This is a genomic window from Marilutibacter spongiae, from assembly GCF_014145325.1.
GTDB classification, from domain to species: Bacteria; Pseudomonadota; Gammaproteobacteria; order Xanthomonadales; family Xanthomonadaceae; genus Marilutibacter; species Marilutibacter spongiae.
Genome location: NZ_JACHTF010000002.1, coordinates 315,695 through 339,658, shown reverse-complemented (window position 1 = coordinate 339,658; position 23,964 = coordinate 315,695). Strand labels below are relative to the sequence as shown.

Here is a 23,964-nt window from a genome sequence, read left to right as displayed (position 1 = left end):
ACAACGAGGAGCGACCCAAGAAGGTGCTCGGCGGACTGACCCCGAGCGACTACGCCAGCCAGCTGGCATCCGCTACGATTGATCCCGGACTCTAAACCGCCTTGCTACTGAAGGCGGGGGGACGTCGGAGGTACCCCGCCGGCTGCAGCAAGCGTCGCCGCGCCATCCACAGATTCGACATTGCGAACAGCGTCAGCACCTGCGCCGTGTTCTTCGCCAGGCCGCGGTAGCGCACCTTGGCGTAGCCGAACTGCCGCTTCATCACCCGGAACGGATGCTCCACCTTCGCCCGCACGCTGGCCTTGAAGTGCTCCCAGCGTTCGGCGTCCTTGCGTTCGCGCTTGTTCTTGATCGCGCGCAGCTTCGACGGCTTCTCCGCGATCCAGAACGCGACGTCAACGCCCTGCAGTTCCTCGCGTTTGTCCGCACCGGTGTAGCCGCTGACCCCGCACACCGTGTCTTCCTTTCCATGCAGCAGCGTGTGCACCTGGGTCACGTCGCCCACGTTGGCTGCCGTGCACTCCACGTGGTGCACCAGGCCTGACTCTTCATCCACGCCAATGTGCGCCTTCATCCCGAAGCGCCACTGGTTGACCTTCTTCTTTTGGTGCATCTCCGGGTCGCGCTCGCCGTCCTTGTTCTTCGTCGAACTTGGCGCCGCGATGATCGTGTTGCGCGTCCCCGAAGCTCAGCTGCATCGTCGTCATCCGTCGAACCTTGCGCTATTGTCGCCGAGGGAATTGTTCAGAGCATCCCTAGGGAGCATCCACGGTCTTCCTAGCGCTCACCATCAAAAGTCTGCCTTCCTCATCAAAAGCAACGCTAACCGTAATGTTCGCGCGCCGCAAAAAACCCTCCCAATAATCATCATAGGTAAACTGAATCGAGCGCTCCCCTATGACTTCATTCTGACTCCGGATCCAAACCCCTTGATCATCATTCACGCGAACATCTCGAAACTTTCGTCTGCTCACCTCCATTTTCGCCTGGTCGACACTCATGCCGGCGACAAGGAAACGTTCGACCTCTTTAATGGCTTGACTCTCGCTCCGACTCTGTTGAGAGCAGCCCAAGGCGGTCAATAAAACAAGAGATATTGAAGCTCGGATTGTTGTATTCATCGGTCAAATAGATAGCTCGGCAATGGATTTCCATATCCAGGGGTTGGTGCTCCAGTATGCGCGGGCATAGTAAAACCTGCAGCCATGCCGATGCCACTCACAAAGCTGTTGGAATTAAACTGCCAGTTCCCCACAGGAATCAACGTATAAGGAACGGTTCGATTGTTGTAGTTCCCAACCATGCCCATAAGCTTCTCGATCGCAGAATTTTCATTTTTGTAGATGCATGGCAAAGTTAAAGGGGTAATGTTGCTATTTGGTTTGGTGACATCATTGATTCGATTGATGCCGCCGGAAAGTACATCGCTAGAAACATCAGGCCCGCCACCTATAGTGGCGAAATGCCTGCCATTGGAGTCAATGTTATTTTTGAAATCGGGATGATTTGCCCAGTATGCTTGGTCAATTGGAGTTATCACTAGCTTTGAATGATAGATGCCGAGAGCAACCTCGTGGTTTGCGTATGCAATCTCCAGGCCGCTTGGGTCGATAAAGCTTAGGGGATTGGCGGCTGAGTAGATATAGGTATTAATACCTCCAGCCAAGCCAATCGGATCACTCTCAACATATCGCCCAAGGGCCGGGTCATACGTCCGAAAATTGTTGTACCACAGCCCTGACTCGGTGTCGCGATACTGTCCCGGGAACCCCAGGTTCAGACCCCCAACCTGGTCCAACGAAACGTTTGTGTCGAAGGTCCCGCCTCCCGAACGCCACACTACCGCTTTCGCGCTATTGGTCAGGACCTCGGGACGTCCCAGGTGATCGGTATGCGCCATGTAGAGCTGCCCTCCGCGGACAACGCCGATCGGCGAGCCGTTCGGCAATCGCAGGTAATGTGTCCACGTCCTGGGGCCCCAGTGATAGTCAACGTCAAGCTGCCCTCCTAGGCCGTACAGGAACACCCACTGTGTTGCGGCGCTTCCCTGCGTTTTCCGGTTCCGCTGACCCAGCGCATTCACGAAGTAGCTCGTGGACACTCCTTCCGTCGTAACCTTGCCGAGCCTGTTGAAGGCATCGTATTCGAGGGTCATGCCTCCATTGGAGTTGCTGGTCAGGGTGTTCCCTGCGTTGTCGTAGGTGAAGGGTGCACCCTTCACGTTGTCAATACGGTTGCTCGCCGCCTCAATCACAGTGGGGATAGGCGGCACCATGACGCCGGGCGCTCGACTGTATTTGGTGACCCTGTTTCCGTTGTCGTCGTACTCATACTGTGTATAACGGCGCGTGGGGTCTGCCGCGGAGCCGTCCTTGATCAAGCGCCCAAGCTCATCGTACTCATAAAACGTCGCGCTGCCGGACACGCCATTCTCGATCTGTGTGATCAGATCCCGAGTGTCGTATTCAAGCGTCCGGCTCTGAATAAAGCTGCTGCCATTCCTGGAATAGATGCTGGTGAGTCGCTGATCCCCGATGGCATATCCCTGGTCGTACTGATGAGATCGCGTGATGCCGTTCCCATACGTCCATCCAGCTATTGCTCCCCACGGCAAGTGCTGTATGCCGGTTGCGACGTTCTTGGCGACTCCGCCAATGTTCGCAGTCACCGCGACCAAGCTGTCGAGCGAGTATCCATAGCCTAGACTGACTCCGCCCGGGTAGCTGATGCCTGTCAATCTTCCCAGATTATCGTAGGCGTATGCCTGGTCGAAGTTGATCGAACTGGTCCCAATCCTTTGCCCCTGCGTGAGCCGTGATCCCTGAGGATTGTATGTATATGTGAGTTCCCCGGTGCGATCCGTAATTCTACAGATTCGACCCTTGCCGTTCGAACACACATCGTAAGCGAACTCCTGCGTCTGCCCTCCCGCTACCGCGGTCAAGATTCGCCCCAGTGAATCGTGGGTATAAATGACTTGTTTGCCGTTGGCGCGGACCATCTTCGTGACGCGACCTGCTGCATCCAGGGTGTAATTCGTCACGCCCGTGTCCGGGCTGGTCAGTTTCCAAAGTGCCCCAAACCCATCGTAGCTGTAGTTGGTGACTAGCCCGCGAGGGTCTGTGACGCGTACTACCTGATCTGCTGCATTGTAGGTGTAACGAGTGGACTTTCCGCGAGGGTCGGTAGAGGTGATCAATCGATCAAGGCCATCGTACTCGAATGTCTTGGAGTTGTTCTGGGCATCCGTCTGGGTGGCAAGGTTGCCCGACTCATCATAGGTACGACGTATCGATTGGCCGTTTGCGCCTCTAATACGGAGGGGGCGTCCCAGCTCATCGTACTCCACAATGGACCGGTAGCTGACCGTCGCCCCTGTCGGCACCGCGGAAACCTCGATACCGGGCGCAATGATGGCGCCAATGTCTTCACCAGGTATCGAAGCAGGCATGGGGTTGACCGGGCCAGGGATGCTGGCAATTTCGCCGCGATACGTTGCGACGATATCGGAGGCGGCGTTGTAGTCATAGGACTCGAATGCGTACTTCCCGTTCGGCTGGACCTCGTACTGTCCAATGAGGCGTCCCACGACGTCGTAGCGGAAGATCCGCGATGCGCCGTACGGCTTGTTGATACTGTCCAGCCGGCCGTTGAGGTCATACAGGTAATCTGTTTCAGTGCGCGCCCCGTTATAGAATCGAGCCTCTTTCACGATCCTGCCCCGAAGATCGTAGGTGTACTCGATAATGTCCCCGTTCTCATTGGTCACCTTCGTCGGTTGACCAAATGCATTGTGGCCGCTGAAGGTCCGTTTGTGCCCCAAGCCATTCTGGATGGATACCAGATCGCCCAGGGGGTTGTAAGACATGACCTTGCGATCTCCGGTGCCGCCTAGCGGGCCATCCTCAGTCGATGTCGCGATCATTCCGTTTGAATGAAACGTGTAGGAATAGCTGGTTTTCCTATCCTGGTTCGCTACACCCGTGTTCGTCAGGTTACGGGACGTCACGCTGGCAGTGAGGCTGTTGCCGTTCGGGAACGTGGACGCACTTGGCGTGTAGGTATACGTCGTACGGCGCAGTCCACTTACGGTGATCGACTTGATGAGTTCGGTACGCAAGACGTTCGTTGGGTCCGCGTCATACTCCCACGTCGTGACACGCTGCTCGGGCCTTCCAGCTGCCTCAATCGCTTTTGTGCGACGACCGAAGCTGTCGTACTCGTATCGGGTCACGATGTCTCGTTCATCGGATGCGTACTCCAACAGACCGTTCTCAAGGTAGGACGCAAGCTTGAAGGTAGAAGGGCAGTTGGTCGTGGCGGCACCTACAGTCTCAACGATCTGCCCGTCTTCTACATGGTATGTGGTCTTTTTCTGGTAAGGATTGATGACTTCACGGCTGCCACCGTTGAAGTCGTAGTTGTAAACATAGCGATTGGCGCCGTTGGCTAGCTGCGTAGTCGCTACAGCAGACGTGTTCTGGCCCGCCAGCTTGTAGGTATAGGTCGAGATCGGGACGCCATTGACCTTGATCTGCAACATTCGATGGACGTTTGTGTAGGGGCGAGGCGTGCCCGTTGAGTTGGAAGTCCCCGTTTCGTGAATATATTCCAGGTTACCCTTTCCATCGGGGTAGCTTACCGTGCGCAGTATGGGTGCCTCGACGTTCGAGGCGTATGCGGTGCCCGCCGTGTAGTATCCGAACCTATACACTCCGCCATTTGGCGCTTGTATGCTGGTCACGGCCCCTGGCGTGGCGCTGGTCCACGACAACGTGATCGCCCGGCCTGAGGTATGCGTTACCTTGGTGAGGCGATTACTGGTGTCGTAAGTGTATGTGAGGCGGTTGCCGTCGCGCTGGTCAATATAGTCTATAAACCCGTTGCGCCGGAATACCATCCTTGGCCCAAAGGCTGATCCGCCGCGCGTGTGGAGAAGATATTTGCCGCTGTCAGCAGTTCCATCGTCGATGACGGATACCCAGTACATCGAGGCTGTTCCAGTACCGTGCCAGTTGCCACCGGATTTGGTCATCTGGATGACGCCACCCTGATCGGTATAAAAATGCAGCGTTGTCGGACTGCTTACGTTACAGGATGGTTTCCCCGGGGTCGGGTAGCACATCACGCCTGTCTTGGAAAACGCAATTTTCAGATCGAGGTTCGTCACCCACGACTGGCCCAGAACGCCTATCCCTTTCCACCGCGGGTTCTTGTATCGTTCGAATCTGAGATCGGGATTTGAAACCGACTGGAAGTCGACGGCAGATGCATGCTTGTAGCCATCTACTACGTTTACAGGGTTGTTCTGTATCGCAGGTGGCGCCTTGTTGTCGACAGCGCCACACTGGGTGTCGGGTTGCGGATTGATTGCTGTCCCGGGGCTTGGGTCTGAAGGGTCCGGCCGTTCGGTGTCATAGCCGAAATCACCAGCCTGAGGGACTCCATCAAGGAAGAAGGAGATGCTGTTCGGATTCATCGATGCCAGCGGCCCGGTGTTCAAAGAGACCATCGGCGGCGCCATGGGAAGGCGCGATATCCGGAATCCATACGCCGTCACGCGATCAAGCGTAGGCACGCTGTCGGGTACCTGTTGCGCATGTGATTGACCGACCGCGGCGACTGAGCCAACCGCAGCGATGAGCAGGCAGCGTAACGCCTTGCCAAGATCTGAATTGCCACGCGCACTCAGCTCGACTCCCAAGGACCTTCCTTCCATCATGTAAGCCTTCCTATGGTTTGATCTTTAGCTTGAACCGCAACGTTCCAAAGCCCGGACATGACTGCCGGGCCATCGTTTGCAATCGAGAAGGGAGTGCCGACAAATTCGCTACGGATCTCGTCAGCCAGCGCATTGGCTCTCCGCTCCGAGACACCCAGGGCATTTCTCAACGTTGCGACTTCAATGCAGTTCTGCGTCAGTACGCACAGCAGTGCGCGGTCCCCATCTCTCGGGGATCGGGACGCACCGCGGATGGCTCGCGCCACGTGCGAGAAGACATGCTTGCTACGGTCGCATTCCAGTACCGAGGACAAGGACGTTCGAAATGCACCGGCCAGGCGCAAGTATGGATCGAGCCCCGCCATGAACGCGTCCGGCCATACCTGACCTGCCAGTTCGGCGCTGAAGGTTGCCAGGAACACTGCCGCGGCGACCCCCTCCCCGGGGCTGCCAGCGGCCGCGCCGGCTTGGACCGTCATCAATCTGGCCCAGCGGCCGTTGCCATCGATGAAGGGATGAACACAGCTGCAGTACATCCCTGTCACTGCGGCGACAACAAATGGGCTGACGTCTGTGGGAGGGGACGCGAGGACGCGTCCAAGGTCATCGACGAGTTCCGTCAGCGCCTCGTAGGGTGGATAGACATGGCGTGCTTGGCTGGCAGTCGCTGCGCCAGTGAACACGTTCTCCTGGCGCAAGCTCGTCGCAAGGGGGTGGACGCTTCGCGCAGCCTCAAGGACCGCCTGGGGCGACCGATATGCCGCCTGTCCAATGGCAACCTGGCCAAGAGTTGTCGCCAGCTTCGCATCGATAACGCCTGCAGACAGGCGATAGGATGCCAAGGGAAGCAGCCACGTTGCGATGCTCGACTCAAGCTCTGGGACGTCAGTTGGTCGCTGACCCGCGCAGCGAGACAAAAGCTCACTCAAGGGCTCAGGGGCCGCATAGCGTATCGGTAGCCCGGTTACGGCAGAGGGGATGGCGTCAGAGCGCCCTATAGGTATGCGGAGCGCTTCGTCGCTCTTTGAAGAGCAATTTCGTGCGGAGACCACTGGAGCCATCCCTGTCCCCCTTAGCAGACTTTCCATGTCGCAGTAGAGGCAATCAGTTCGATTGCCGAGCGCCGGACTCTAGGAGGTGCGACCTTTGGCTGTCAAGCCAGTGCCTCGATTTACGGCTCGCAAACTGTTAGTGCTCTCGCGGAGCGAATGATCGGGAGTCGCTTTCAACAGAAGAGGGGACGGTATTGTTTGTCGAGCGACCTGGGGCCGCGATGCTCGGAGGCAGGACGCCGGGCAGGATTTGGGTACGAAATGTACCTAACCCCAATTTCGGGGCTCGGCTAAGATCGCGGCATGGCCCGACTCCTGCTCAACCTCCGCCACGTGCCCGACGACGAGGCCGACGACGTGCGCGCCATGCTCGACGAGGCCCGTATCGCTTTCCATGAAACCCCGCCGAGCATGTGGGGCATCTCGGCGGGCGGGATCCACGTCAGCGAGAACGGCGACTTCGAGCGGGCGCGGCGCCTGATGGACGACTACCAGGCCCAGCGCGCTGCACGCGTGCGCGCCGAGCACGAGGCCGCGGTGCGGGACGGCAGCGCTGGTACCTTCTGGACCGTCTTGCGGGACGAGCCGGTGCGTGTGGTGCTGACGCTGCTCGCGATCGTGCTGCTGCTCGGGCTCATGGCGCTGCCGATGATCCTGCTCGGGGGCGGTTGACAGGCTGGACGGCACGCGGGCCTGGGAACAAGAGGAGGCGGAGGCAAACCAGGCAAGTGTGTCTACCTCCGCCGCTCGTTGATCCCCGCCTGCCGCAGCGCACGCAGGCGGCTGTCACTTTTCGCTTAGGTTACGTTCAAGTCGCTAGGGCACTAGCCAGCCCAACTCGTACGCGAGGGATGTCATGAAGAAGCTGAGCGCTGCTGTGCCTATCAACGTGCTCATGAATCTTCGTTTTTCGATGGTAGGGGCACTTCGAAGCGACAGGATGCCGACGACATAGCCGAATATCGCCGCAATCGCCATGCCAACGAGGAAGTTCTGTGTCATCGCGGTTCCTCGCACTTGCACTTCTTCTGATTCTGGTTCCGCCGATGCGCCGTGAACCCCATCTTGATGAGGCCTCCAGCACACGCTACTCCGCCCACTACCGAAGCCGCGGCTGCACAGCTGACGCCCGTCACTCCCGCTTCGATGATTCCCTTCTCGGATAGTTCCCGGACGCGGTCGCATGCAGCGGCTCTTTCCGAGGGGCTGGGAGGCGTGCGCGGGCCGCCGAACGTAGAAAATCGATCAAAGAAGTTCAAGCCGTCATAGCCGTCTAGCGCGTCGAAGTTGTTGAACTTCCACGGAGAGCAGTGGGCGGAAAGACAGCCGTTTCCAGTTAGCTGCCAATCGTCCATTTGTCCGTTGGCGTTCGAGTCGTAACGTACTTCGAAGGCGTGGCCGGGGGCAGTCATCACGTGCTCGAACTCAGCGCGCGTCAATCCGGCTTCGGTCAGTACCGCATCTGAAATCGAAATCGAAAGGTTCTCACCCTTTGAATTGCTGACATAGACCCGATTGGTGGCAAGGTCGATGATTGCGCCTACTTCGGAATGGCTGACTTGATACTGTTGTGCGACAGGATCGAGTGCTTCAAAGCTCCGGCCGTCCTCAATTCCTTCGTTGGGCAATTCGATCACATCACCCGGGGGTGTGGAGGCATGTGCGAGTCCCCATGGAACAAGCCGTGGAAGGCTCATCGTGGCAATTGCGAGACAGCTTTTTCTCATTTCCATTTGAGTGCATTCCTTGCATGTCACGTCATTGTGACAATCAAAAAAACTATCAACGCGGCGGTGGCTGCGCAACTCGACTCCATGGGGACGCCGAGGTCGAACAAACGCGCTTAAGCGTCTCCGTCCCGACTGGCCGCTTGCCACGTGCGATAGCGGGGCAGGTAGGGCGAGTCGGGGTCGAGGATGGCGATCAGGTCCGCCATGGCCTGTACGCCCCGTGGGTGCGGTGCGTTGAGGAGGATGACCAGACCGTCGCCTGAGGGCTGGTAGAGGTAGGCCAGGGTGTCTTCCGACCAGTCGCTGCCGCCATGGCCGAGGGTCGAGCCATCGGCGAAGTGGGCGACTTCCACGCCCAGGCCGTAACCCTGGCTGACGGGGCAGGGCGTGCCCGGGTATGCGGCGCAATCGACCAGCCGGTCCTTGCCGCGATCGGTCTGCACGCGGTCGCGTTCCCGTGCCAGCGCGCGGTCGTAGCCGCTGCCTGTGTGGAGGGCACCGAGGAAGCGGGCGAGATCGGGCACGCTCACCACCAGGTCGTCCGCCGCCGACCAGGCGCCGTCGGCCTTGCAGCCGCCGTAGGGCGGGCAGTAGTAGCCGGGAAACATGCCTTGTGCGTCGACCGGTCGGGCGATGCCTTCCAGGTGATGCCTGTCCACGGCGATGGCCGCCGTCGTCATGCCGACGGGATCGAAGACGGTGCGCTGCACGATGGCGGGGAAGGGCGCGCCCAGCTTTGCTTCGATGGCGTGGGCGAGCCACTCGAAACCCTCGCCGGAATAGCCGTAGCGGGTGCCCGGGTCGTGTTCGAAGACCAGCGTGCGGTCGGCACGGAATACGCGCCAGTTGGGGAGCCCGGAGGGTGGTCGAGCACCATGCGGGCCGTCAGCGCCTCGTGGCGGGAGTCGCCGGTGACATCGGGGTCCACCCAGTACGGCGCGAGTGGCGCATCCAGGTCCAGGTCGCCCGACGCGACCAGGCGCAGCGCGGTCTCGGCAGTGACCAGCTTGGTGATCGACGCGACGTTGAAGCGGGTGCTGGCGCCGGCCCGCTGGCCGGGCGCTTGATCGCCATGGTAGTGCGACCACACCAGCTTCCCGTCCCGAAGGATACCGATACCGGCGGTCACGATGCCTTCGCGACGCAGCACCGCGTCCAGCGCCGGCCCGGCATCGGGGGCGGGCAGTGCGACACGGCCGTTCGCGGGCGGTGGGGGTTGCGTTGAAGCGATCGTCGTGCAGGCGCCGAGCAGGAGCATGGCGGCGAGGGGCAGCAGTCGCATGTCGTTGTCCGTTGGAGGGCCGGGCTCCATCCGATGCCGAAACCTGCGGGAGGGTTTACGCGTTGTCCGTGCGGGAACGCGTCCCGTGGGCCGACCAGCGAAGGATCCCGCCCGGACAAAAGGGGCGAATTTCCAACCATTGGTCGCGGCGCCGCATCCGTAGTGTGGGCCGCTTGGCCCGGTGAATCCCCTTGACGTATCCCTTCGCGGCGGCGTCGCTTCGATGCCCGCGGGGCTTGCGCGCCCAGACGCGTGCGAGGCGCTACGCCGGTGTCCGGGCGGACATCCGTCTCACGGACGCCCGGGCGGGGCGGGACCCCGCGAGTGCCGACCGCCGCCCACGTCACGACGTGGGGTTCGTGACGACTTCCGTACCAACGAGGAAATGTTCATGAGATCAGTGCTGTTTGCGAAATTTGCGATGGCCTTTGCCTGCGTCCTGGCGGCCCTGCCTTCTCCCGGGCGCGCGCAGGACACCGCGGATGGGGCCCTGACCGTCGTGCGGGCCGCGCATCTGGTGGACGTGCGGCATCGTCGGGTGATCGATGACGTCGCAGTCGTCATCGCGGGTGGCGAGATCCGCTCGATCGAGACTGGCGCTGGCATGCCGATGGGAGCGGAAGTGATCGACCTGGGCGAGGTCACCCTGCTTCCCGGACTGATCGACGTGCATACCCACCTGCTGCACGAGTACGACCGCGAGCACGGCGACGACGACGCCAATCGCATCCTGGAGATCGTCGAGATGAGGGCGGCGGACCGCGCGCTGCTGGGCGCGCGCAATGCGCGGGACATGCTGGAAGCAGGCTTCACCACGGTTCGCGACCTCGGCAATTCCGGCATCAACAATGATGTCGCGTTGCGCGACGCCATCGACGGGGGATGGGTGCCCGGGCCGCGCATGTTCGTGTCGACCCGTGCCCTGTCGCCGGTGGGCGGTCAGTTCCAAGAGCTGGTGGAAGCGGCGCAGCCGCTCGTGGCGCGCGAGTACGTGCAGGTCGACGGCCCGGAGCAGGCCCGCAGGGCCGTGCGGCAGGCGATCCACGACGGCGCCGACTGGATCAAGGTCATCGTCAATTCCGACAGTCTGATGCTGTCGCCCGGCGAGATGGAAGCGATCGTCGACGAAGCGCACCGCGCAGGCGTCCAGGTGGCCGCGCATGCCACCCACGGCGACGCCGCCGCGATGATCGCGGTGCAGGCAGGCGTGGATTCGATCGAACACGGTTACACGATCTCGGACGACGTGCTGGCGGTCATGGCACGCAAGCACATCGCCCTGGTGCCGACCGACAGCCCGACGGCCGAACACCACCGGGCACGCATCCGCCGTGCCGTCGCCGCCGGCATCCGCATCGCGATCGGATCGGATGCGTACTACCGCGCGGATGGCCTGACGCGGGGCCAGGTCGCCGCGCGCATCTATCCGCGCTACGTCGCGGCGGGGATGTCCAACATGGACGTATTGCGTTCGGCCACCCTGCTGCCGGGCGAGCTGCTTGCGCCCAGGCATCCAATCGGGACGATCGAGGCGGGGGCCAGGGCCGACCTCATCGCCGTGCGCGGCGATCCGCTGGAGGACATCGGCGCCCTTGAAGACGTGGCCTTCGTCATGAAGGAGGGGCGCACCGTGGTGAATCGCCTGACCCGGCCGTGATGAAAAAACACCCGGGTGCGACGCTCGCCGCCACCCGGGTGCCTGGCTCGCTTCCTGCGAACGTCGCTTCAGTAGCAGGGGCCGCGGTGGTCGCCGTGGCCCAGGTGGGCGCTGATCGCCTCGGGCGGCAGTTCCAGCGTCTTCTTGCCCTTGTGGCAGACCAGGCCCTTGCCGGAGTGACCGTCCAAGTCGACCGGCACCCACAGGCAGCCGGACAGGGACAGGGCGAACAGCAGGACGAGCAGGTACTTCATTCGGTGCGTCTCACGATGGGATGATGCGGCCTAGGGTAGTGGCGCCGCGGTCCGCGGTGTCGTGATGCATGGTCCAAAAGGCGCTGCTGCATGCCCGCCGGGCAAGAGCGGGGCGATGAAGGGCCTGGAGGCGAATACGCCGGAGATGTAGGGCCCACATCGCCTCGCATGCGACGCCTCAGCCCTGCGGCGGCTTGCCGTCACCGGCGGGGATGGTGTTCACCATCCACGGCACGCCGAACTTGTCGACCACGGAGCCAAAGCCGGGGGACCAGAAGGTCGCGGCGAAGGGCATCACCTCCTTGCCGCCTTCGGACAGCGCCTTGAACCAGCGCTCGGCCTGGGCCACGTCCTCGGTGTGCAGGGTGACGTCGAAACCGTTCTTGGGCTTGTCGATGTTGGGGCTCCACTCGACGTCCATGTCGGCGCCCATCAGCGACTGGTCGCCGACGTCGAGCCAGCAGTGCATCAGCCAGTCCTTGTATTTTTCGCCGGTGATCGGCATGTCGGGCGGCGCGTCGCCGTAGGGATAGGCGGCGGTGATCTTGCCGTCCAGGACCTTGGCGTAGAACTCGAAGGCTTCACGGCATTGTCCCTGGAAGCTGAGGCTGGTCACGATCTTCATGGTGTCTCCTTGGGTGGGGGAACGGGCGTGCGAACACGGGGGTGGGGTCGTGGGGTCACTTCCCGGCCACGGCGGCTTCGATGGCGGCGATGTCGATCTTCTTCATCGTCATCATGGCGTCGAACGCACGCTTGGCCAGGGCCCGGTCGGGGTGGGTGAAGGCTTCGGTCAGGACGCGCGGGGTGATCTGCCAGGACAGGCCCCACTTGTCCTTGCACCAGCCGCATTCGCTCTCCTGGCCGCCGTTGCCGACGATGGCGTTCCAGTAGCGGTCGGTCTCGGCCTGGTCGTCGGTCGCGACCTGGAACGAGAACGCTTCGTCGTGCTTGAAGGCCGGTCCGCCGTTCAGGCCCAGGCAGGGGATGCCCATGACGGTGAACTCGACGGTGAGGACGTCGCCTTCCTGGCCGTCGGGATAGTCGCCGGGGGCGCGATGGATGGCGGTGACTTCGCTTTCGGGGAAGGTCTCGGCATAGAACCGGGCCGCGTCCTGGGCGTTGCCGTCGTACCAGAGGCAGATGGTGTTCTTGGCGGGGGTGGCCATCGCTCGGGCTCCTGTCGGGGTGGGGTGCATGGCGTGCACGTATCCCTTAGACGAACGGGCGCTGGCCGGATCGACACGCCGGCCACGCGGGCTAAACCCCACGCGGCCGCCGCGCATCTGTAAGCTCAGGCCCCCGACACAAGGATGCTGCCGCATGCGCACGCAACTGCTGGTCCGAACCGCCCTCGCCACCGCCCTGGCGGCGCTTTCCGCCACGGCCCTTGCCGCGCCGCCCGAGGGCGCCCCCGCGCCGGCGCGGGTGATGATGTTCGGCATGTTCCACTTCGCCAATCCGGGGCGGGACATGGTCAAGAGCGGGGTCGTGGACGTGACCACGCCCGCCCACCAGGCCTACCTTGACGGCCTCGCCGGGCGCCTGGCCGGCTTCGAGCCCACCGCGGTGCTGGCCGAGTGCAGCCCGGGCGACCAGGCGCGCTACGACGCGCAGTTCGAGGAGTACGTCGCCGGAGACTTCGACCTGCCCACGAACGAGACCTATCAGATAGGGTTCCGGCTGGCGCAGCAGGCAGGCCTGTCGGGCGTGACCTGCTTCGACGAGGACCAGGTGGGCTGGGACGCGCAGCCGATGTTCGACTACATGGACGCGCACGACACCCGGGCGCGCGAGGACATCGAGGCGCGCTTCAAGGCGCTCTCCGCCGAGCAGGACCGGGAGCAGTCGAGCCTGTCGCTGGCGCAGCTGCTGCAACTGGCGAGCGATCCTGGGCGCGATGCCGTCAACAAGGGCCTGTACCTGCGGACCAACGCCGTCGGCGCCGGCGACGGCTTCGCGGGCGCCGACGCCTCGGCGAGCTGGTGGCATCGCAATTTCCGCATGTACGCCAACATCCAGAAGGCCGCCGGACCGGGCGACCGGGTCGTCGTCCTGGCCGGGCAGGGTCACACCGCGATCCTGAAGGACCTCCTGGCCGTCGACGACCGCCGGGTCGCCGAAGACGTGCGCCCCTACCTTGAGGCCGGCGACTGAGGGCGCGAAGCACGTCCCGTAGGGCGCAATAAGCGCAGCGCATTGCGCCGGATGGAGCACAGGCGGGTGGAATCCGGATGTCTCAGGCAGGCGCGGCGGGCGGTGGTGCAATGCGCTTTGCTTATTGCACCCTACGAATGTGCTGGACCGTGCCGGTCCGCCGCCACCGGGATACCGTAGGGCGCACTAAGCGTAGCGCATTGCGCCGGATGGGATCAGTCGGAACAGGTCAGACCCTCCGCAAGACTGGCGTTGCCCCAGTCCAGGGAATAGAGTCCGGCGCCCACGCAGCGGTGGAACGTGGAATGCGGCCAATCGGCCACGCGGGCGACCAGGCCATGTTTGACCGGGTTGAAATGGACGTAGTCCATGTGTGCCCGATAGTCGTCGCCATCCCGTATGAGGTGCTCCCAATACCGGCGTTGCCATATGCCGCGCTCGCCGCGCCTTTGTCGCACCGATGAGCGTCTCTCGTCCCGTGGCAGGCCGCGGGAGAAGCCTCCCTTGATGAGTCGCCAACGCAGGGCGAAGTCCGTGTCTCCCTGGGGGAGCTCAATGAGGCAATGCAGGTGATCGGGCAGCACCGCCCATGCATGGATGCGGAAGGGGTGGCGTCCGCGAACCTTTCGCACTGTCTGGCGTAGCAGGTCGGCCTCGCGCAGCAACAGGTCGTTCTTGCCGCGTTCGAGCAGGTTGACGGTGAAGAACCAGGTGCCGCCCGGGTGCCAGGCGCGCCGATACTGGGGCATGTCGCGTCCTCCTTGACGCCGATGCAGGTGCATTGCGATCCGCTTGATGCACCCTACAGATACCGACATCCTGCTTCGACGGTGTGGCGCCGGCGAATGACGGGTGCCGCTTCGCTCGGCCCATCCTACGGTGGAGGCTGCCACTTGCGTTAACGGCGCCAGGGGCGCGCCGGTGCCTGGGGCGGATGATTTGAATCACGGGCGATGCAGGGCCCTTCATGTCCATCCTGAACAGCCTCCCGTCTCACCTGGTGAGACGGGAGGCGGGCAGGCTATAACTGCATGAAACTGAAAGAAAAACTCGCGGTACTGGCCGATGCGGCCAAGTACGATGCGTCCTGTTCGTCCAGTGGCGGCCGCAAGCGGGACTCGCGCGGGAGCGATGGCATCGGCTCGACCGGTGGCATGGGCATCTGCCATGCCTACGCGCCCGATGGCCGCTGTATTTCGCTGCTGAAGGTGCTGCTGACCAACTTCTGCATCTACGACTGCGCGTACTGCATCAACCGGCGCAGCTCCAACGTGCGGCGGGCGCGCTTCACGGTCGATGAGATCGTGCGCCTGACGATGGACTTCTACCGGCGCAATTACATCGAGGGCCTGTTCCTGTCCTCGGGGATCATCCAGTCCAGCGACTACACCATGGAGATGCTGGTGGAGGTCGCGCGTCGCCTGCGGGTGGAGGAGCGGTTCCGCGGGTACATCCATCTCAAGACCATTCCCGACGCCTCGCCCGAACTGCTGGCCGCGGCGGGCCGCTGGGCGGACCGGCTGAGCATCAACGTGGAGATGCCGACCGAGTCCGGACTCAACGCGCTGGCGCCGGAGAAGGATGCCGGCGACATCAGGCGCTCCATGGGCCGCCTGCGCCTGGGAATCGACGAGGCACGGGCCGAGAAGAAAGCCCCGCGTTTCGCACCCGCGGGGCAGAGCACGCAGATGATCGTCGGTGCCGACGCGGCCAGCGACCGCGACGTGCTGAAGACCAGCAGCACCCTTTACGCGAGCTATCGCTTGCGCCGGGTGTATTTTTCCGCGTTCAGCCCCATACCGGATGCCTCGCGGGCGCTGCCGCTGCGCCCGCCGCCACTGTTGCGCGAGCATCGCCTCTACCAGGCCGACTGGTTGATGCGCTTCTATGGTTTCGATGTCGGCGAAATCGCACCGCCGGGGGAGTCGGGCATGCTCGACCTGGACATCGACCCGAAGCTGGCGTGGGCGCTGCGCCATCGCGAGAAGTTTCCCGTCGACCTCAACACGGCAGACCGCGAGATGCTGTTGCGGGTGCCCGGGCTGGGAACCCGGACGGTGCACAAGCTGCTGGTCATGCGCCGCCACCGCCGCCTGCGTTACGACGACCTGGTCCGGCTCCGCGTGGCGATGGGCAAGGTCGCGCCGTTCATCGTCACGCTCGACCATCGGCCGCGCGCCGACGTCGACAGCCGGCTCATCCGTGCCGCCGCCGCGCGTCCGCCGGCGCAGGCGGACCTGTTCGGCCACTGATGCGCCGCGTCTCGCTGGACGATGGCGCCGACCTGGCCGAATGGCGGCAGGCCGCGCGCGGCCTGTTGGCGGACGGCATCGCCCCCGAGCACGTGCTGTGGGACGTGGGCGCTCAGGCGGACCTGCTGGGCGCGCTGGCGGCCCCGGGGCAAGGCCTTGCGAGCGGCGCGCGACCCGTGCCGGCCGTAGCGCAGGCGAAGGTGCCGGCGGCGTTCCTGTCGCTGGCCGGACGCGTGATCGCGCACGCCGATCCGCGACGCCATGCGGTGCTGTACCGGTTGCTGTGGCGCCTCGTCCATGGCGAGCGCGCGCTGCTGGGCATGGCGACCGACGACGACGTGGCCTGGGCCGCGGATGCGGCGAAGGCGGTGAATCGCGAGAAGCACAAGATGAAGGCCTTCGTGCGACTCCGCGAAGTCCAGGCGGCCGACGGCAGCGTGTACGTGGCCTGGTTCGAACCGGTGCACGACGTCCTGGCCCAGGTCGCGCCGTTCTTCGCGCGGCGTTTCGCCGGCATGCGCTGGTCCATCCTGACGCCGCTGCGGAGCGCGCACTGGGACGGCCAGGCGCTGCGCCTGGGCCCCGGCGCGGAACGCGCGGACGCGCCCGACGGAGACGCGCTCGAAGCGCTGTGGCGCGTCTACTACGCCAACATCTTCAATCCGGCTCGGCTGAAGGTCGACGCGATGGTGAAGGAGATGCCGGTCCGCTACTGGAAGAACCTGCCCGAAGCCGCGCTGATCCCCGGTCTCATACGCGAGGCCGGCGGGCGCATGCAGGCGATGGTCGATGCCGCGCCGACCACGCCGCGACGGGCGCAGCGGGCACCTGCGCGTACGGCGCGCGATGTCGCGCTGCCGATGGAGGCCGATGCGCTGGCCGCTGCGGTCCGCAGTTGTCGCCAGTGCGCGTTGTGGCGACCCGCCACGCAGGCGGTGCCGGGCGAAGGGCCCGTGGATGCCCGGGTGATGGTGGTCGGGGAGCAGCCCGGCGACGCCGAAGACCTGGCCGGGCGGCCCTTCGTCGGCCCGGCGGGCCGCCTGCTGGACGAAGCCCTGGTGGCGGCCGGGCTGGACCGGGCGGGGTTGTACCTGACCAACGCGGTGAAGCACTTCAAGTTCCAGCCGCGTGGCAAGCGCCGCCTGCATGCGCGTGCCAGTGCCGCCGAGCAATCGGCCTGCCGCCCGTGGCTGCAGGCCGAGCTCGAGCGGGTGAAGCCGCGATTCGTCCTGTGCCTGGGCAATACCGCCGCCCGCGCCCTGCTGGGCGCGGGCGTGTCGGTGAACGCCGACCGCGGCGTCTGGCACGCCTCGGCGACGGGCGCGGCGGTCATGCCGACCTTCCACCCGGCGTATCTGCTGCGCCTGCCGGTGGCCGAGCGCGAAGCCGCCTGGGCCGCGTTCGTCGCCGACCTCGCGAAGGTCCGGGAAGCCTGCGAGCGTGACGGGCCAGTCTGAGCGTCCCCGATACGCCGGTGCCGGGATTCGAGAATCCTGGCGCCACCCCCACCCGTCATTCCAGCGAACGCTGGAATCCAGCCTTTCGGGGAAGGGGACGGGGAAGGGGGTGGGGCAGTTCGGGCCTTGGTGCAATGCGCTTTGCTTATTGCACCCTACAGCGAAGGGCGGCGGGACGGGGCCGCGGGCTTCAGGCCTTCTTGCCGAGCAGGGCGAGCACGGCCTCGGCGGCGGCTTCGGACGAGGCCGGGTTCTGGCCGGTGACCAGGTGACCGTCGGTGATGGCGTGGCTGGCCCAGTCGTCCTTCTTCTCGTAGTGGCCGCCGTTTTCCTTGAGCATGTCCTCGACCAGGAACGGCACCACGTCGGTCAGGCCCACGGCGGCCTCCTCGCTGTTGGTGAACCCGGTAACGCGCTTGCCCTGGACCAGCGGGTCGCCGTCGCTGCCCTTGACGCCGCGGAGCACGCCGGGGGCGTGGCACACCAGTGCGACCGGCCTGCCGGCGGCGTGGGTGGACTCGATGAGGGCGATGGAGTCGCGGTCGTTCGCCAGGTCCCAGAGCGGCCCGTGGCCCCCGGGGTAGAACACTGCGTCGAAGCGCTCGGGGTCGATCCCGGCCAGGACCTCGGTGGAGGCGAGCGCCGCCCGTGCGTCGGCATCGTCGCGGAAGCGGCGGGTGGCATCGGTCTGCGCGTCCGGGGCGTCGCTCTTGGGGTCCAGCGGCGGCTGGCCACCTTTCGGCGAGGCGAGGGTGATCGTGGCGCCGGCGTCCTTGAAGACATAATAGGGCGCGGCGAATTCCTCCAGCCAGAAGCCGGTCTTCTCGCCGGTGTCGCCCAGCCGGTCGTGGGAGGTCAGCACCATCAGGATCTTCATGTCGCGCTCCATGGGGAAGGCCAAGACCCTAGCGGTCGCCACCGAAACCGGGCGTGAAGCCGGTGCGGGCCGCGTCCATTTTTTGGCTACTATCGCGCCATGAACGACCTGACGACCCCCGACCCCGTCGATGCCACCCTCCGCGAGGCCATGGCCGATGCGGATGTCTACCGCACGCTGCTGGAGTCCACCCGCGCGATTCCGTGGAAGATCGATTGGGCGAGCATGCGCTTCGCCTACATCGGGCCGCAGATCGAGGCCCTGCTGGGCTGGCCGCAGGACAGCTGGAGCACGGTCGAGGACTGGGCGGCACGCATGCATCCGGAGGACCGCGAGCGGGTGGTCGGCTTCTGCGTGGCGCAGTCGGAGGCCGGTGTCGACCACGAGGCCGATTACCGCGCGATGACCCATGACGGGCGCTATGTCTGGATCCGCGATGTCGTCCACGTCGTGCGCCGTCCCGATGGCGGGGTCGACAGCCTGGTCGGCTTCATGTTCGACATCAGCGAGCGCAAGAAGGACGAAGAAGAACTCCTGCGCCTGCATCGCGAACTCGAGCGCCTGTCGATGACGGACGGACTGACGGGCATCGCCAACCGGCGCATGTTCGATACCCGCCTGGGCACGGAATGGAAGGCCGCGCGCGAAGGCGGGGTGCCGCTGTCGCTGGTGATCGTGGACATCGATTATTTCAAGCAGTACAACGACGCCCATGGCCACGTGGCCGGCGACGAGTGCCTCAAGCGCGTCGGCGGCATGCTGCACGAACTGTCGCAACGGCCCGGGGACGTGGTCGCGCGTTTCGGCGGCGAGGAGTTCATCCTGCTGCTGCCGGGTGCCGATGAAGTCGCCGCGCGCGAGGCCGCCGAGGCCTGCGTGCGCGGCATCGCCCGGCTGCGCATCCCGCACGGCGGCTCGGACGTCAGTGACATCGTGACCGCCAGCCTCGGCGTGGGCACCGCGCGTCCAGCCGGCGGCGACACCGCCCGCGACTTCCTCGCCGCGGTCGATCGACGTCTTTACGACGCCAAGGCCCGCGGCCGCGACCAGATCCAAGTGCTGGAATAATCACCTCAGGGGATATCGGGCCAGCGCGGCACCTGCGCAGCCTTGAAGGGAACAGGGGACCCAGATGAGAGCAACGTGCGTGGGTGTGGCGGGACTCTTGATTTTCGTGGCGGCCTTGCCGGCCATGGCATCGACGTTGCCCTCGTATGACAGCCAGGAGATGGCACCGCCCAGGGTATCGGCGCAGGACCGGGAGGCCTCGACCGCATACGCCCTGCGCCGTGAGGAGGCGACCACGCTGGCGCTGACCACCGATGAGCTGGACGCCGCGAGGACAGCGATGGCCGCCGTCATGGCGGAGCCGCTGTTCGAGACGCTCGGCCCGGGGGAGAAGCGCTACCTGGCATCCTCGGCGGCGTGGGTGGAGGTACGCGCCGGACGCTACGAGGCGGCCGCCGGCTTCTATCGCGACGCCGTACGCATGGATCCGGGCGATCCGGACGACTGGCATCGCCTGTCCATGGTCGAGGACATACTGGGCCACCACGACGCTTCGATCGATGCGTTGCTGCGGATACTCGAAAGCTGGCCCGAGCTGTACAACGGCATGTCGGCGGGTCACGTGCTGGCGCTGGTGAGGCACCTGCCCCGCGAGTCGGACAAGCGCCTGGAACTGATGCTGACGCTGTTCGAGTCGAACTGGAAACCGGGCGAGGAGGCGGCCAGCACGCTCTGGTACGAACTGGCCCTGACGCTCGTGGAGCGGGAGGAGCGTGAACGCGCCCAGCATGTCGTCGACAACGTCTTCTGGCCCGATCCGCTGATACGCATGCAGGCCGACCGCCGTTTCGACGGACTGCTGGCGACGGACCCGACCCTTGTGGGCGATCGCCTGGACGTGCTCGTGGAAGGCCTTGCGTCGATGGCCGCGGACAACCCGCGCAACCTCTATACCGAGCACGAGCGGATGGACGCGATGCTGGCGGCCGGGCGCAGCACGGAGGTCGTCGCCATCGCCGAGGACATCGTGGCGCGCATCGACGGCGAGGATCCGCGACGTCCCGTCTACCACGACGGGGACGATCTCAACGCCACCCTGGCCATTCTCTCGACAGCACTCCGGCGCGAGGGACGCCTCGACGAGGCCGAGGCCGCCCTCAGGCGCGCGAGCGGCCTGCCGGAAGCAGGAGAGCCCAACATCACCCAGCGACTCAGCCTGGCGAGCTGGTACAACGCCCGCATGCGCCCCGCCGAGGCGATCGCCATGGCGGATGGCCTGGGTGTCATGGCCGAAGCGCCGGACAAGGCGTGGCGGGATGCCGTACTGCTGCATGCGGCCATCATCGAAGGCCGCAGCGACGATGCCATGCGCCTGCTCGATCGTCTCCGCGCGGTTGCCGACGGCAACGAGGCGTTGCTGATGCGCGCGCTGCTCCGCATCGGGGATGTGGATGAGGCCGCCGCCCTGTATGTCCGCCGCCTGCAGGATCCGAGGTTGCGCGGCGACGCGCTCCTGCTGGCGCAGCGATCCCTCGAGCCCACGCCGCTGCCGGGAGAGCTCGAAACCGAGCAGCGAATGGACGCCATGCTGGCGCGTCCCGACGTGCTTGCCGCGATCGACGCGGTGGGGCGGGTGCAGGACTACCCGGTATGGTGAGGGCACGTGCAGTGACGGCTCGCCGCTGAAGCGGCGCCGCACGTAACATAACCGGCGTCCGTTCAGCGGAATGATGGAATTCGTGCCTCCCGTTCACCCTGCCTAGATGAAGGGGGGGCTTGAATGGGGCATGGAAGCGATACCCCGCCGCGCGCGTCACGCGATCGACCAGGTGCTCGAGCGGTTCCTGGCCGACCTGCGGCCCGATCTGTCGATCATCCTGGACCAGCTCGACGCCGCCGTGATCCGCCGCGCGCGCGATGAGCGCGATGACGCGATGCTCGTGCAATGGGTCGATACCCGCGAGGCCCTGGGCCGGCGCAAGGACGGCTTCATACCAGCGTTCAACCAGGCCCTGGGCCGGGAATGCGAGGCCGCGTACGACCATGCGGCCCCCTCGCTGTCGCGGGGCCTGCTCGGCGACCAGTTGCAGCCGCTGATGCTCCTCGACGAGCACATCGTCGACGAAGACAACGCCCTTGCCGCGGTCGCGACCCGGCATGCGTCGCGCGCCAGCCTGCCGCTGCTGCTGCTCGGCCACCGCTTCGCTGTGCTGCTCGAGCGCCCGCCGCTGGATGCCGCCGCGCTGCCCATCGGCCCGGAGGCATGCTGCCGCGCGCTGCGCATCGCGGCACAGGCGATCGACCTGCCGATCCATGCCCGCGTGGTCCTGTACAACGCCTACGACAACGAGATCGGCCGGCATTACGAGGCCTGCATCCAGACCGCCAATGCCCTGCTCGACGACGCCGGGATCCTGCCCGGCCTGAGCTTCATCCCCCTGCGCGCGCGCAGGCGCCAGCCACCCCGGGCGCGGGCAGGGCGCCGAGGCGCCGGCCGCCGCCGCGGATGATGGGCTGCTGTCGGCGATCGAGGCGATGCGCATCGTCAACGCCACCCTCGACGAACTCGCGCCGCCCGGCACGCTGCCGGCGAGTCGCCTGACCGAACGCGCCGAGGCGGTGGCGGCGATGGTGCAACTGGTGTCCCGCTTCGGCCCGAGGTCGCCGGAGTGGTTGCGCTGCCGCATGGTGGTCGCCGAGGTGGTCGACGCGATCCGCGCGGGCAATGCCATCGATCCGGCCATCCGCGAGTGGATCGCCGGGTCGCTCGCGATGGTCGGCTATTCCGGTGTCGACGCCGAGCGCCTGTCCACCGCCCTGGTGGACATGGGCGGTGCCGGCGTGACGGCCGGCGCGCGCGACGCGCGGCGCTGGCAGGCCCGGCTCGATGCGTTGCCGCAGGGCGCGCTGATCGGTTTCAGTCGCGATGGCGGCATCGTCCGCGCACGGCTGCGCGACCATCGCCGGGACACCCACCACGTGCTGCTCGCCAGCGAGGACAGCGGCCAGGAGGCCTGGATCGACAGCGATACCGTCTCGCGCCTGCTCGCCAACGGACAGGCCTGGCTGCTCACCGGGACCGGGGGACAGCGATGACGGCCGAAGGCCACGAGACGGGCGGGCGGCGCGCGCCGCGGCAAGCCGTCGACGTGCTGGTGCCGGTGGTCAACGCCATGACCCAGCGTGCGATGGGCCTGACCCGCGACGTTTCGCGCGGCGGGATGAAGATGCAGGTCGTCGAGCCGCTGGTCGACCAGGCGCTGTACCAGTTGCGGATGGAGCTGCCCGTGGGCGAGCGCCGGTTGCCGGTGGAAGCGGGCGTGCAGGTGGTGCGCCAGCAGCGCCAGGCCGATGGCGCGATCCTCGTCGGCCTGCGCTTCGTCCACCTGGAGCCGTCCAACCGCGAGCGACTGGGCGACTGGCTGGTCGCCTCGGGCGTGGATGCCGGCGCGGCCTGAGCGCGACCGTGCCGTAGGGAAATCAGCGCGGGCTCGGGCGCTGTTTCGCCAGCCAGCGGTCCAAGGCCCAGGCGCCCGCCAGGCCGGCGCCGGTCGCCAGCAGCATCGGCCACGGCAGACCGCGCCAGTGCGCGGCACTGGTCCGCAGACCCTCGATCACTTCCGCGCCGCCCCAGCCCACCAGGGCCAGCACGGCCACGCCCGGCAGCAGGCCGAGCAGCCAGGTGTCGTTTCCACCGCGTGCCCGGGTGTCGCTGGATGCGTCGGCGGCCAGCGCCAGGCGCTCCATCTGCAGGGCGAAGCTCGCGGGCGGCTCGGGCATGGGCGCGCTGCGAATGGCGTGGTAGACGGCGCGGTAGCGGTCCGTGCGCGGGTCGGGCGCGCCACCCGCCGTGGCGGGGCGCTCGGCCTCGGCCTGGCGTCGGGCGTCCTGCGCGACGTCCGACGCGTTGGGATCGGGGTCGGGGCGATGCGTGTTCATGAGGGACAGGCCTCCAGGGATTCCAGGTGCCGGCGCAGGCGCTGGCGGGCGCGGAACAGGTAGTTCTTGACGGTGCCTTCGGGCAGGTCGGTGATGCGCGCCACCTCGGCGATGCCCAGCTCGTCCACGTGGTACAGCGTGACCAGCGTGCGCTGCAAGGGGGGCAGGGCGTCGATCGCGGCGTGCAGGTGGCGCATGAGCTCGGCATCGGCGACGCTGGCGGCAAGATCGAAGCCGTCCTCGACGCGCTCGGCCGGGGACACGCCGTCCTCGTCGGGCTCGACCATCGGCAGGCGCTTGCGCTGCATGTGGCGGCTGGCGACGCTGAATGCGATCCGGCCGATCCACGTGCCCAGCGCACTCTCGAAACGGAACTGGTGCAGGCGCCGGTGCACCTGCAGGAACACCTCCTGGGCCAGCTCGCGCGTGTCCTCGGGGTGCTGGACGATGCGATGGACCAGGTGCCAGACCAGCTTCTGGTAGCGCGTGACCAGGTGCTCGAACGCGCCCGGGCGGCGCGCCATCACGGCGGCCACCAGGTTCCGATCGTCCTCCGGTCCTTGTTCCATGCCCATTG

Annotated in this window: 22 protein-coding genes and 2 pseudogenes; 10 read left to right on the top strand and 14 right to left on the bottom strand. The window is 65.4% G+C overall.

From position 1 onward, the window contains the following. Positions 1 to 91: 91 nt before the first annotated feature. The 4 genes and pseudogenes from H4F98_RS03165 to H4F98_RS03150 all read right to left on the bottom strand — a co-directional run. A pseudogene (locus H4F98_RS03165) lies at positions 92 to 670 on the bottom strand (IS5 family transposase); the annotation flags it as partial. Positions 671 to 755: 85 nt separating this feature from the next. Further along, complete coding sequence (locus H4F98_RS03160; protein ID WP_182685202.1) at positions 756 to 1,121, bottom strand: hypothetical protein; 366 nt, start codon at positions 1,119 to 1,121, stop codon at positions 756 to 758. Next, positions 1,118 to 5,704 carry an RHS repeat-associated core domain-containing protein gene (locus H4F98_RS03155; protein ID WP_182685201.1) on the bottom strand — a complete coding sequence of 1,529 codons (4,587 nt, stop codon included), beginning with the start codon at positions 5,702 to 5,704 and terminating at the stop codon, positions 1,118 to 1,120. Before H4F98_RS03155 ends, H4F98_RS03160 begins: the two co-directional genes overlap by 4 nt. Positions 5,705 to 5,718: 14 nt before the next feature. Beyond that, positions 5,719 to 6,420: a Fic family protein gene (locus H4F98_RS03150; RefSeq protein WP_220479057.1), complete on the bottom strand. Its 702-nt coding sequence runs from the start codon at positions 6,418 to 6,420 to the stop codon at positions 5,719 to 5,721. A 657-nt stretch (positions 6,421 to 7,077) separates the two neighbouring features. Between H4F98_RS03150 and H4F98_RS03145 the strand changes: the two genes are divergently transcribed. Further along, positions 7,078 to 7,446, top strand: coding sequence for a DUF6164 family protein (locus tag H4F98_RS03145; RefSeq protein WP_182685199.1), 369 nt, complete (start codon positions 7,078 to 7,080; stop codon positions 7,444 to 7,446). Positions 7,447 to 7,590: 144 nt separating this feature from the next. Here the strand turns inward: H4F98_RS03145 and H4F98_RS03140 are convergent, their stop codons facing one another. The 3 genes and pseudogenes from H4F98_RS03140 to H4F98_RS16780 all read right to left on the bottom strand — a co-directional run bounded on the left by H4F98_RS03140 (position 7,591) and on the right by H4F98_RS16780 (position 9,762). Continuing rightward, positions 7,591 to 7,776, bottom strand: coding sequence for a hypothetical protein (locus tag H4F98_RS03140; protein WP_182685198.1), 186 nt, complete (start codon positions 7,774 to 7,776; stop codon positions 7,591 to 7,593). Continuing rightward, the gene (locus tag H4F98_RS03135; protein ID WP_182685197.1) at positions 7,773 to 8,579 is read right to left on the bottom strand and encodes a hypothetical protein; all 807 of its coding nucleotides are present in this window, start codon (positions 8,577 to 8,579) and stop codon (positions 7,773 to 7,775) included. Before H4F98_RS03135 ends, H4F98_RS03140 begins: the two co-directional genes overlap by 4 nt. Positions 8,580 to 8,617: 38 nt before the next feature. Next, positions 8,618 to 9,762: pseudogene (locus H4F98_RS16780) on the bottom strand (serine hydrolase domain-containing protein). Between the two features lie 205 nt (positions 9,763 to 9,967). Between H4F98_RS16780 and H4F98_RS03120 the strand changes: the two are divergent. Further along, positions 9,968 to 11,443, top strand: a complete 1,476-nt coding sequence (locus H4F98_RS03120) for an amidohydrolase family protein (RefSeq protein ID WP_220479056.1) — start codon at positions 9,968 to 9,970, stop codon at positions 11,441 to 11,443. 68 nt (positions 11,444 to 11,511) lie between these two features. Here the strand turns inward: H4F98_RS03120 and H4F98_RS03115 are convergent, their stop codons facing one another. The 3 genes from H4F98_RS03115 to H4F98_RS03105 all read right to left on the bottom strand — a co-directional run bounded on the left by H4F98_RS03115 (position 11,512) and on the right by H4F98_RS03105 (position 12,866). Then, the gene (locus H4F98_RS03115) at positions 11,512 to 11,697 is read right to left on the bottom strand and encodes a hypothetical protein (protein ID WP_182685194.1); all 186 of its coding nucleotides are present in this window, start codon (positions 11,695 to 11,697) and stop codon (positions 11,512 to 11,514) included. A 178-nt stretch (positions 11,698 to 11,875) separates the two neighbouring features. Beyond that, a complete protein-coding gene (locus H4F98_RS03110) occupies positions 11,876 to 12,322 on the bottom strand; it encodes a VOC family protein (protein WP_182685193.1) in 447 nt (148 codons plus the stop codon). A gap of 55 nt (positions 12,323 to 12,377) precedes the next feature. Next, on the bottom strand, positions 12,378 to 12,866 hold the full coding sequence (locus tag H4F98_RS03105) for a VOC family protein (RefSeq protein WP_182685192.1): 489 nt from the start codon (positions 12,864 to 12,866) through the stop codon (positions 12,378 to 12,380). 154 nt (positions 12,867 to 13,020) lie between these two features. Between H4F98_RS03105 and H4F98_RS03100 the strand changes: the two genes are divergently transcribed. After that, entirely contained in the window at positions 13,021 to 13,854 is an 834-nt protein-coding gene (locus H4F98_RS03100) for a DUF5694 domain-containing protein (RefSeq protein WP_182685191.1), read from the top strand. A 215-nt stretch (positions 13,855 to 14,069) separates the two neighbouring features. Here H4F98_RS03100 and H4F98_RS03095 read toward each other — a convergent pair whose 3' ends face one another. Next, a complete protein-coding gene (locus tag H4F98_RS03095) occupies positions 14,070 to 14,603 on the bottom strand; it encodes an REP-associated tyrosine transposase (RefSeq protein WP_182685190.1) in 534 nt (177 codons plus the stop codon). Between the two features lie 282 nt (positions 14,604 to 14,885). Between H4F98_RS03095 and H4F98_RS03090 the strand changes: the two genes are divergently transcribed. Together H4F98_RS03090 and H4F98_RS03085 are read left to right on the top strand one after the other, a co-directional pair. Next, entirely contained in the window at positions 14,886 to 16,106 is a 1,221-nt protein-coding gene (locus tag H4F98_RS03090) for a putative DNA modification/repair radical SAM protein (protein ID WP_182685189.1), read from the top strand. Further along, positions 16,106 to 17,563: a UdgX family uracil-DNA binding protein gene (locus H4F98_RS03085; RefSeq protein ID WP_182685188.1), complete on the top strand. Its 1,458-nt coding sequence runs from the start codon at positions 16,106 to 16,108 to the stop codon at positions 17,561 to 17,563. Before H4F98_RS03090 ends, H4F98_RS03085 begins: the two co-directional genes overlap by 1 nt. Before the next feature lie 190 nt (positions 17,564 to 17,753). Here H4F98_RS03085 and H4F98_RS03080 read toward each other — a convergent pair whose 3' ends face one another. Next, a complete protein-coding gene (locus H4F98_RS03080) occupies positions 17,754 to 18,440 on the bottom strand; it encodes a type 1 glutamine amidotransferase domain-containing protein (protein WP_182685187.1) in 687 nt (228 codons plus the stop codon). Between the two features lie 99 nt (positions 18,441 to 18,539). Between H4F98_RS03080 and H4F98_RS03075 the strand changes: the two genes are divergently transcribed. The 5 genes from H4F98_RS03075 to H4F98_RS03055 all read left to right on the top strand — a co-directional run bounded on the left by H4F98_RS03075 (position 18,540) and on the right by H4F98_RS03055 (position 22,906). Next, positions 18,540 to 19,508, top strand: a complete 969-nt coding sequence (locus tag H4F98_RS03075) for a diguanylate cyclase domain-containing protein (RefSeq protein ID WP_182685186.1) — start codon at positions 18,540 to 18,542, stop codon at positions 19,506 to 19,508. 124 nt (positions 19,509 to 19,632) lie between these two features. Beyond that, positions 19,633 to 21,105 (top strand): hypothetical protein, encoded by a 1,473-nt coding sequence (locus H4F98_RS03070; protein ID WP_182685185.1) that lies wholly within the window; start codon positions 19,633 to 19,635, stop codon positions 21,103 to 21,105. A gap of 130 nt (positions 21,106 to 21,235) precedes the next feature. Continuing rightward, the gene (locus tag H4F98_RS03065; RefSeq protein ID WP_182685184.1) at positions 21,236 to 21,958 is read left to right on the top strand and encodes a DUF1631 family protein; all 723 of its coding nucleotides are present in this window, start codon (positions 21,236 to 21,238) and stop codon (positions 21,956 to 21,958) included. Positions 21,959 to 21,983: 25 nt separating this feature from the next. After that, complete coding sequence (locus H4F98_RS03060) at positions 21,984 to 22,544, top strand: hypothetical protein (protein WP_182685183.1); 561 nt, start codon at positions 21,984 to 21,986, stop codon at positions 22,542 to 22,544. After that, positions 22,541 to 22,906, top strand: coding sequence for a PilZ domain-containing protein (locus H4F98_RS03055; RefSeq protein ID WP_182685182.1), 366 nt, complete (start codon positions 22,541 to 22,543; stop codon positions 22,904 to 22,906). The genes H4F98_RS03060 and H4F98_RS03055 overlap by 4 nt, the downstream gene beginning before the upstream one ends. A gap of 22 nt (positions 22,907 to 22,928) precedes the next feature. Here the strand turns inward: H4F98_RS03055 and H4F98_RS03050 are convergent, their stop codons facing one another. Next, a complete protein-coding gene (locus H4F98_RS03050; protein ID WP_182685181.1) occupies positions 22,929 to 23,387 on the bottom strand; it encodes a hypothetical protein in 459 nt (152 codons plus the stop codon). Then, entirely contained in the window at positions 23,384 to 23,956 is a 573-nt protein-coding gene (locus tag H4F98_RS03045; protein ID WP_182685180.1) for an RNA polymerase sigma factor, read from the bottom strand. Before H4F98_RS03045 ends, H4F98_RS03050 begins: the two co-directional genes overlap by 4 nt. Positions 23,957 to 23,964: the final 8 nt, after the last annotated feature.

What these genes read in the sequence shown, in the direction of transcription:
- H4F98_RS03160 (WP_182685202.1), bottom strand. Translation starts at nt 1,121, where the DNA reads ATGAATACAACAATCCGAGCTTCAATATCTCTTGTTTTATTGACCGCC.
- H4F98_RS03145 (WP_182685199.1), top strand. Translation starts at nt 7,078, where the DNA reads ATGGCCCGACTCCTGCTCAACCTCCGCCACGTGCCCGACGACGAGGCC.
- H4F98_RS03140 (WP_182685198.1), bottom strand. Translation starts at nt 7,776, where the DNA reads ATGACACAGAACTTCCTCGTTGGCATGGCGATTGCGGCGATATTCGGC.
- H4F98_RS03115 (WP_182685194.1), bottom strand. Translation starts at nt 11,697, where the DNA reads ATGAAGTACCTGCTCGTCCTGCTGTTCGCCCTGTCCCTGTCCGGCTGC.
- H4F98_RS03110 (WP_182685193.1), bottom strand. Translation starts at nt 12,322, where the DNA reads ATGAAGATCGTGACCAGCCTCAGCTTCCAGGGACAATGCCGTGAAGCC.
- H4F98_RS03105 (WP_182685192.1), bottom strand. Translation starts at nt 12,866, where the DNA reads ATGGCCACCCCCGCCAAGAACACCATCTGCCTCTGGTACGACGGCAAC.
- H4F98_RS03100 (WP_182685191.1), top strand. Translation starts at nt 13,021, where the DNA reads ATGCGCACGCAACTGCTGGTCCGAACCGCCCTCGCCACCGCCCTGGCG.
- H4F98_RS03095 (WP_182685190.1), bottom strand. Translation starts at nt 14,603, where the DNA reads ATGCCCCAGTATCGGCGCGCCTGGCACCCGGGCGGCACCTGGTTCTTC.
- H4F98_RS03090 (WP_182685189.1), top strand. Translation starts at nt 14,886, where the DNA reads ATGAAACTGAAAGAAAAACTCGCGGTACTGGCCGATGCGGCCAAGTAC.
- H4F98_RS03085 (WP_182685188.1), top strand. Translation starts at nt 16,106, where the DNA reads ATGCGCCGCGTCTCGCTGGACGATGGCGCCGACCTGGCCGAATGGCGG.
- H4F98_RS03080 (WP_182685187.1), bottom strand. Translation starts at nt 18,440, where the DNA reads ATGAAGATCCTGATGGTGCTGACCTCCCACGACCGGCTGGGCGACACC.
- H4F98_RS03075 (WP_182685186.1), top strand. Translation starts at nt 18,540, where the DNA reads ATGAACGACCTGACGACCCCCGACCCCGTCGATGCCACCCTCCGCGAG.
- H4F98_RS03070 (WP_182685185.1), top strand. Translation starts at nt 19,633, where the DNA reads ATGGCATCGACGTTGCCCTCGTATGACAGCCAGGAGATGGCACCGCCC.
- H4F98_RS03065 (WP_182685184.1), top strand. Translation starts at nt 21,236, where the DNA reads ATGGAAGCGATACCCCGCCGCGCGCGTCACGCGATCGACCAGGTGCTC.
- H4F98_RS03060 (WP_182685183.1), top strand. Translation starts at nt 21,984, where the DNA reads ATGCGCATCGTCAACGCCACCCTCGACGAACTCGCGCCGCCCGGCACG.
- H4F98_RS03055 (WP_182685182.1), top strand. Translation starts at nt 22,541, where the DNA reads ATGACGGCCGAAGGCCACGAGACGGGCGGGCGGCGCGCGCCGCGGCAA.
- H4F98_RS03050 (WP_182685181.1), bottom strand. Translation starts at nt 23,387, where the DNA reads ATGAACACGCATCGCCCCGACCCCGATCCCAACGCGTCGGACGTCGCG.
- H4F98_RS03045 (WP_182685180.1), bottom strand. Translation starts at nt 23,956, where the DNA reads ATGGAACAAGGACCGGAGGACGATCGGAACCTGGTGGCCGCCGTGATG.